At 70.7% G+C, this 7,758-nt stretch carries 8 protein-coding genes; 5 read left to right on the top strand and 3 right to left on the bottom strand.

Translation table 11 applies throughout. The features are described from left to right. The 5 genes from HF519_RS10415 to HF519_RS10395 form a co-directional block, all read left to right on the top strand. Window positions 1–258 (top strand): sigma factor-like helix-turn-helix DNA-binding protein (locus tag HF519_RS10415; RefSeq protein WP_281358481.1); only part of this gene is annotated, 258 nt, incomplete at its 5' end. Beyond that, entirely contained in the window at window positions 251–913 is a 663-nt protein-coding gene (locus HF519_RS10410; protein WP_169412572.1) for an anti-sigma factor family protein, read from the top strand. The genes HF519_RS10415 and HF519_RS10410, both read left to right, overlap by 8 nt. Window positions 914–1,047: 134 nt before the next feature. Then, entirely contained in the window at window positions 1,048–1,614 is a 567-nt protein-coding gene (locus HF519_RS10405) for a flavoprotein (RefSeq protein WP_169412570.1), read from the top strand. An 889-nt stretch (window positions 1,615–2,503) separates the two neighbouring features. Next, complete coding sequence (locus HF519_RS10400) at window positions 2,504–4,072, top strand: hypothetical protein (protein ID WP_169412568.1); 1,569 nt, start codon at window positions 2,504–2,506, stop codon at window positions 4,070–4,072. A 132-nt stretch (window positions 4,073–4,204) separates the two neighbouring features. After that, the gene (locus tag HF519_RS10395; RefSeq protein WP_438826389.1) at window positions 4,205–5,098 is read left to right on the top strand and encodes an IS5 family transposase; all 894 of its coding nucleotides are present in this window, start codon (window positions 4,205–4,207) and stop codon (window positions 5,096–5,098) included. Window positions 5,099–5,105: 7 nt separating this feature from the next. Here HF519_RS10395 and HF519_RS10390 read toward each other — a convergent pair whose 3' ends face one another. From HF519_RS10390 to HF519_RS10380, 3 genes are read right to left on the bottom strand one after another with little or no spacing between them, the layout of a single operon-like run. After that, window positions 5,106–5,984: a hypothetical protein gene (locus HF519_RS10390; protein WP_169412563.1), complete on the bottom strand. Its 879-nt coding sequence runs from the start codon at window positions 5,982–5,984 to the stop codon at window positions 5,106–5,108. An 8-nt stretch (window positions 5,985–5,992) separates the two neighbouring features. After that, window positions 5,993–7,390 (bottom strand): hypothetical protein, encoded by a 1,398-nt coding sequence (locus HF519_RS10385; RefSeq protein ID WP_211169828.1) that lies wholly within the window; start codon window positions 7,388–7,390, stop codon window positions 5,993–5,995. Continuing rightward, window positions 7,383–7,691 carry a DUF6403 family protein gene (locus HF519_RS10380; RefSeq protein WP_169412560.1) on the bottom strand — a complete coding sequence of 103 codons (309 nt, stop codon included), beginning with the start codon at window positions 7,689–7,691 and terminating at the stop codon, window positions 7,383–7,385. Before HF519_RS10380 ends, HF519_RS10385 begins: the two co-directional genes overlap by 8 nt. Window positions 7,692–7,758: the final 67 nt, after the last annotated feature.

The raw sequence follows: 7,758 nt of genomic DNA, 5'->3' as shown, positions 1-7,758 counted from the left end.
GCCCTGCTGTCGGCCGTCACCCGCACCCCGGAGGGGGACGCGCTCGCTGCCGAGTCGGCCGTCGAGTTGCGTCGCGCCATCGCGGCCCTGCCCGCCGACCAGGCTCGGGCCCTGGTGATGGCGGCCTACCGCGGGATGACCACCCGTGAGATCGCCGAGGCCGAGGACATCCCGCTGGGCACCGCCAAGACCCGTATCCGGGCCGCCATGCTGCGGCTGCACACCGCCCTGCAGAGCCGCCAGGTCGGCCATGACTGAGCACGACTGCGAGCACTACCGGGACTCCGCCCCGGAGCTGGCCCTCGGCATGATGACCGGGCGCGAGCGGGCTGCGGCGCTCACCCACCTGCAGTGCTGCCCCGCGTGCCGCGCGCTGGTCGAGGGGCTGACGCGGATCCATGACCGGTTGCGCGCGCTGATCCCCGACGCGGAGCCGCAACCGGGGTTCGAGAGTCGCGTGCTGGACCGGCTGCACCCGGTACGGCCGACGGCCGGTCGGCGGATGGCGGCTGCGATCGCGGTCGCCGTCGTGCTGCTGGGTCTGGGGTGGGCGTTCGTCGCGAACACCGCACCCGGCCCGCCGGGCGCCGTCGCCGCCGGGCAGCGGTCGGTGCTCTTCGCCGCGCTGACCACGAAAGGCCGGGAGATCGGGCAGGCCTACGCCTACCCGGGCGAACCGTCGTGGCTCTACATGTACCTCGAGGCCGGGCGCCCCGGGGGGATGGTGACGTGCACGCTGCTGTTCCGGGACGGGACGGGGATGACCTCCGACCCGATCCCGATCGTTGCGGGGGACGCCTTCTGGGGCGGGCCGGCGCCGGTCGACCGAACGATGCTCACGGGCCTGCAGGTCACCGACGAGGCGGGCCAGGTCATCGCGACCGGTCGCTTCGACGTCCCCGGTTGGCGCTGACCGTCCTGGCCCGTGACGCAGCCCCACCGCGGGCGTGGTCGTGAGACCGTGACGTCCATGCACCGCGCACCCGTCGCCGGTGGCGGCCCGGGCAGGGGTCTGCCGGCGCGTCCACGGTCGTGCCGGGTCGTGTGATGAGCGACCGGCGTGGCGTGATCGGGCTGATCGCCTCCGCAGCCGCCGGCACGGAGACCCTCCGCACGGACCTCGTCGAGCCCGCGCTGGACCGTGGCTGGCAGGTCGCGATCACCCTGACGCCGACCGCCGCCACGTGGCTGGGACACACCGGGGAGCGGGCCCGGCTGGAGATGCTCACCGGCTTCCTCGTCCGCGACGAGCTTCGGATGCCCGGCCAGCGCAGCCCGCACCCCACGGCGGACTGTTACATCGTCGCGCCGGCCACCGCCAACACCGTCGCCAAGCTCGCCCTCGGGATCTCCGACAACCAGGCCCTCGCCACCGCTCACGAGGCCGTCGGCAGCCGGGCCGTACCCGTCATCGTGTTCCCGCGGGTCAACACCGCGCACGCCGGACATCCGGCATGGCTGACGCACCTGTCGACCCTGCGGGCGGCGGGGGTGCACGTGCTGTGGGGCGAGGGCGCGTGGGCCCCCGACGATCCAGGTGCCGATCCGGGCGCCCGGCGCCTGCCGGCGGCGATGATCCTCGACCTGGCCGACCAGGTCACGGCGGCACGCTGACCTCCAGCCGGCCGTCGGCTGTTCGCCGGCGACGCGCCCGGCGTCGGACTGGTGCCGGACGACCGGTCCGCCGGCCAGGGAGCTGTGTACCGCTTCCCGCAGCTCCCGTTGCGGCCGGAGTCGTTCGGAGGAGGCCCGTGCCGGGGCCCAGGGTGCGGTGGGATTGAACTACCGCAATGCCCCTGCGGTGGCCGCCGCCCGCGAAACGGTCCGGGGCGGGGAGCTCGGCTCGGTCACGCATGCGCCCGACCGGCCGGCACCACGGCAGGCCACACCAGCGCCCCCGGGGGGAGAAGAGGCCGGACGACGCCGTCCGCAGCGCCGTCGCCCTCGACGCAATGGCCCGCTCGGCCGAAACCGGAACCTGGGTGAAGATCGGAAGCTGAGCCCGGTCGGCCGGGAACGCAGGCAGCCGCCGCGATCAGCACCGCCCTGGGGCTCGTGCGAGAGATCGTCGAGCACGCGGACATCGGTGTGACGACTAACACCCACGCGTAAGCCTCGCGAACGAGAAGCGGACCGCGACGCGAAAGCTGGACGTGCGTCTGCGGTGACGTTGCCGTCGATCGCCGTGACTGCTTGGACACTCGGCGGCAGGACCGCTGCTGCGATGTGGTGGCCAGGGGCGGGGTCGAACCGCCGCTCCCCCACCTGCTCACTCCGCAGCCTTGCTCGTCGTCCTGGCCGCCTCATCGACCGGGTCGGCCGTGTCAAGGCTGGAACCTCGCGGCGCCGGCCCCGCCTCTTCCTCTCGTGGTGCTCGAAGCCGTACAGAAAGTGCTCCCCGACGCGCCGTGTCTCGTAGCACGTCGCCAACAGTTCACCTCGTAGATCGACCGTGATCACCGAGGCATGATCATGTTCATCGGGGCAGGGGTAAAATCGGGGTGTGAATGCGGCGAACGTCGGCACCGAGAAGCCCTCCCACTCGGGGCGGAGGATAGCGCTGGTCGCGGGAGTCGGCTGCCTGGTCGTCGTGCTGATCGGCGGATTGTTGTGGCAGAAAGTATCGCTCGACTCCGCTGCGGAGGACTTCAGGGAAACCGCCGACGAGTATGTCACGAGCTTGCGGGATAAGAGGGACCAGGAGCTGGTCGAGGCGACTGCGCACCCGCCGGAACTCCCGGAGAAGCTCCTCGCCTTCCTGAGTGAGGACTACCAGAAGGCGCGTCTGAGGGACGTCACCCTCCGCGAGGGAGTGCGGTTCGTTCACGACCTCGAGGCGAGCACAGAGGCGATTCCGGGGGTCACCAGTGCGGACGACGACCTCAGTGAGAATCTGTACTATCTCCAGGGAATTTTCTACTACGCCACCGCGGGCGCCATCCAGGACAGATTCATCGAACTCGTCGACGGCGACTACCTCTCCTCCAGCGACAACAGTACCGACGAGAAGCGCAACGAGATCCTCAATCCGGTGAACCGGAAGGTGCTCGAAGGCCTCAGCGCCGCGGCGACCGAGTACATCACCTCGGTCGAGAAGATCAGGGGCACGCACGATCTCTACGCCGGGCACGCCGCGCGACACCTCGAGGAGGTGAAGAAGTACAAGAGCATGGCGGAGGAGTGTCTGGTCGGCTTCGCGAGGTTCGCACCCACCGAGGACACGACTGATTTCTACAAGGGCTGCGTGGACAGTCTCAATGCCCAGAACGCCCAGATCCTCCGCCCCTACAGCTACATCGTGTACCTCCCGGGCTTCGTGAAGAGCCACGACCTGACCACCGTGGCCCTCGACCAGCTCACCGAAGCGCTGAAGACCAGCGAACGCGGCGCCGGTGCGGCCGACCAGAGGTTCCTGGCGTACATCGGCGCGCGTATGGCGATCGCCAAGTCGCTGCTGCCGAAGGCCACTTCCGATGAGCACTTCGCGGGGAAGGCCGACGTCCTCAGGGTCATGCTGTCCGACGCACGCACCGAGCTCGATCACGCCGGGATCGGCGCCGAGGCGGCCACGGCGATCGACGACGCGCTGCACGACGCCGAGGTGACGATGACGCTGTACGACAACCCGGCCGATCTCGACCGCACCACGACGTTCACCCGCGTCGTGGGTGCGGGTGGGTTCATGACCAGGCTCTTCGAGGTCGCCACCAAGCCCATCGACTACGCCGAGTACCGGGAGAGCAAGTCCTACACCACGTCGTTCGCGAAGACGAAGGAGTACATGGACGAGGTCGAGGTACCAGAGTTCCTCTCAGCGGAGGTCGGTGACGTGTTGGAGAGCCTGAAGCTCCAGGAGGAGGCCTACGCGAGGATGGACACCGCCAGGGGTGATGCCCGGGACGCCGCCGCGGCCGAGCGCGACGTCGCCGTCGAACAGACAAAAAAGTCTCTCGAGGCGGTCGCGCAAAAGATCGACGACGAGTACGCGGCCGACTTTCGGGGGATGAACGCCAGCCTGTCGGGACAGCTCGACGCCGTGGTGGCGGCAACCATCGCGGCGACGACCGCCTAGGAGCTGTTTACGAAGTCGGCGAGGTGGGTCGCGGCTGGCGCGTGTCGGTGCCCGGGCATGAGTGAGGTCTCCGGTAGGTGATCAACGACCAAGAAGACCGCCCGCCCGGAGACCTCGTTGAGCAGCCTATCGATCGGAGCACGTAAAGACCTGACGGACCGGCAGTGGCGGATCCTGAAACCGCTGCTCCCGGCCCCGACAGGCCGAGGCCGGCCGCGAAAGTGGCCCCACCGCACGCTGATCGACGGAATCCGATGGCGCACCCGCGTCGGCGCCCCGTGGCGCGACGTGCCCGAACGCTACGGGCACTGGCAGTCGATCTACTCGCTGTTCCGCCGCTGGCAGCGCCAGAACGTGTGGGCGCTGGTGTGGTCCACCCTGCTGGCCTGGGCTGATGCAGGCGGGTTGATCCGGTGGGACGTCTCGGTCGACTCCACGATCAACCGCGCCCACCAGCACGCCGCCGGAGCCCAACGCCGCCCGCACGAGCAGGTCGAACCGCCCGGCGACGAGCCACTCGACCACGGACTCGGACGCTCCCGCGGAGGCTGGACCACGAAGATCCACCTGGCCTGCGAACAGGGCCGCCGGCCGCTCGCCGCGCTCATCACCGCAGGCCACCGAGGGGACTCACCGCAGTTCATCCCTGTCCTGGAGGCGCTGCGGGTGCCCCGGGTTGGACCAGGACGCCCACGCACCCGTCCGGACCGGGTGCTCGCGGACAAGGCCTACTCGTCGCGGGCCAACCGCGCCTACCTGCGCGACCGCAAGATCGCCGCGACGATCCCGGTCAAGGTCGACCAGCAAGCCCACCGACGCAGACGAGGCTCGGCCGGTGGGCGCCCACCGGCGTTCGACGAGCAGATCTACCGGCAGCGTCACGCGGTCGAGTGCGGGATCAACCTGCTCAAACAGCACCGGGCGCTCGCCACCCGATACGACAAGCTCGCCCTGCGCTACGAGGCCACCCTGCACATCGCCACGATCAACATCTGGCTACGCGCCCTCGCCGCCCAGACTTCTTAAACACGGCCTAGTAGCCGGGGCTCAGGCCGCGCAGCTTCCCGGACAGCGTCCTGGCACGGGCGGTGAACTGCTCGTAGTCGGAGGAGCGGCCGTCGCGGTCGGCGGCCGTGATCTCGTCGAGCAGCGTGGAGTAGGCCACGGCGAGGTGGGCGTGTTGTGCTGCGCGCCTGTGCCCGGGCGCTCCGTCGAGGTCGATGATCTGTCGCGCGACGAGCGCCATCTCGGCACTCAGCACGGCGCGGCTGTCGGCGGACTCCTCGCGCCGGATGCTGCTCGCCACCACCTGGCCACCTGCGCGTCGCGCCGCCAGATACAACGTGAGTGCGCCCCCGACCACAGCGGTGATCGCGGCGGTGGCGATGAGGTAGCGCGGCAGGGACGGGCTGAACGTCCGAGCATCGTTCGGCAGGACGTCGAGGTCGACCAACTGGTCGTAGTTGAGGACGACGACCTTCAGCGCGTCCAGTGGCCGGTCGACAAACCCGTCGATCCCGGCGCCGATCCTGGACTCGGCAACCGCCCGCTCGCCGAAACCCCCCTCGTCGATATCCCCGCCTGCGAGGAAGCCACAGCCGTAGGTGTCGAACTCGTCGTCCTCGCGGGCCATCACCAGTACCAGGGTGCCCGCCGCAGCGTTACCCAGCCCATCGCACGTCGAGCTGAGGTCTGCACCTGGCCCCAGCAAGACGACGACGAGCCGCCGGTTGCCGATGATCCGCTCCGCCGCCGCGGTGTCGAGTTCGATCCCGGGCGCGGCGTAGACCGATGTCGTGCGCACCGTCCGCGCGGCAGGTCCCTCGAACAGGCCTGCGGTCCACAGCGCCCAGATCGCCAGCAGCAGGCAGGCCACCGTGCCGAGTCCGAACCACGTCCCCAGCTGCCGCATGATCCGCGTCATACCCGCTGCCTCCGGAGGTAGTCGGCGGGCCGGTAGCCGTCGAACGGGACGGATCGGCCGACCCGGTCGAGCTCCGCGGCGGCGTGGTCGAGCAACGTGTGGGCGTGCTTGTCAGGCAGGCCCTTCACCACGGCGTCACGTGCGGCCTGCAGGTGGACGACCGCCCGGGCGAGTGCGGGATCGTCAGCCCGATCGGTGAGCCCGGAGACCTCGACAGCCAACGCGCTCAGTCCACCCAAGCGGGCGGCCGTGCCCAACGGTCTGCTCGCGGTGCGGCGCAGCAGGGACTGGGCAGACAGTGCGAGCAGGAGCACGGCGCAGCCGGCGAAAATCCAGGGGAGCGCAGGCAGCGTGACGGAGAGCGGGTCGAACGGCGTGTAGGGCAGCGGACGGTCGAACAGCCCCGCGTAGCGAACGTCGGCGATCTCGCCCAGGTACGGGCGCAGCAGGGTGTCCTGGGGGTACTGGCTCCGGCCGAGCAGGCTCCCGAACTGGGAGTAGTACCCGGCCGCGGCGACGTCGGCGAAGTCGGCGGCGTGCGGGCCGTGGTACTCGATCCATGAGCCGTACAGGACGACGAGCGGCGTCTCCGGGAACAGCCGCGCGAGCGCGGGGCCGTAGTCGGGCACCTGCTCCTCGAGCGGCTGGACGGGGAACGCGGTGTACAGCGCAGGCACACCCCCGAACGCTTCGGCCGACGCTTCGGCCGGCACGTCGGTCAGTGAGGCCCCGGGCGCGACGAACAGGCCCGTGGCCCGCAACTGCGTCGCGACAACCTCGAGCTCGGCAGCGGACGGTTCCCGCCGTTCGTCCGCTGGTCCCTCGACGCGCTCGTCGCCCGACCCGGTCAGCTCGTTGATCAGCGTGACCAGGGGCACGGTCACGTCGTTGCGGCTGAACTGTGCCCGCCACTCGTCGAGGGTGCTCGGGGCGATCTCGTAGATGCCGCCGGACACCCGCGTCCCGTCGATCGTGAGGACGGTCGTGTCCTCGTCGTCCTCCAGTTCGCGGCGGGTCTCGAAGTCCACGTCCGCGAGTGCCGAGCGCTGCTCCTTGGTGAGCCCGGGCGGCGTGGCGATGATCCGGACGTCGTGGTCCCCGATCGCCTGCCGCACCTGCTCCGCGTCCCACGCGGCGACAGCGCCGGGCAGCCGGACGACCGGCTCCGCACTCAGCATCGCCGCCATCTCCCCGGCCGACGGCAGGTCGACCGTCGGCAACTCGGGCGGCTTGTCGATCTCGGGTCTTCCGGGCACACCAGGGGATCCGTAGGTGACCTCCGCACCCTGGCCCTGGGCGGCGACGAAGAAGACGACGCAGACGAGTGCGCCGACGGCGAGCACGGAGCGCGCCACCTGAGTGATCAGCGACCTGCGGAACACGCGGTCAGTCACCGGCGGCCACCCGCCACAGCCGGTCGGCCCGTCTGGCGTGTTCGGCCGCGGCCCGCGCCGCACGGACACCGCCCCCGTGGGCGACGATCGCCTCCGCTCTGGCTAGCGCCTCCGCGGCCCCGTCCGGCTGGTCGGCGCAGGCCTCGCGGCTCACTGTCGCACTCTCGATCGCCGCCCGTGCGGTCAACCACGCGGCCTCCCGGTCAGAGGCGCGGGCCCGCAGCCCCGGCACCAGCGCGACGCCGACGCCGGCGGCGAGGATCACGACGCCCGCGGCCGCCCAGATCAGCCACGACGACACGGCGGGCCCACGATCATGACTTCGGAGCGTAGCCCGGCGCGGACCGCCCGCCGGCAGCGGGCACGCC

The organism is Pseudonocardia bannensis (genome assembly GCF_012911875.1).
GTDB classification, from domain to species: Bacteria; Actinomycetota; Actinomycetes; order Mycobacteriales; family Pseudonocardiaceae; genus Pseudonocardia; species Pseudonocardia bannensis.
This window is presented reverse-complemented; position numbering and strand designations above follow the sequence as displayed.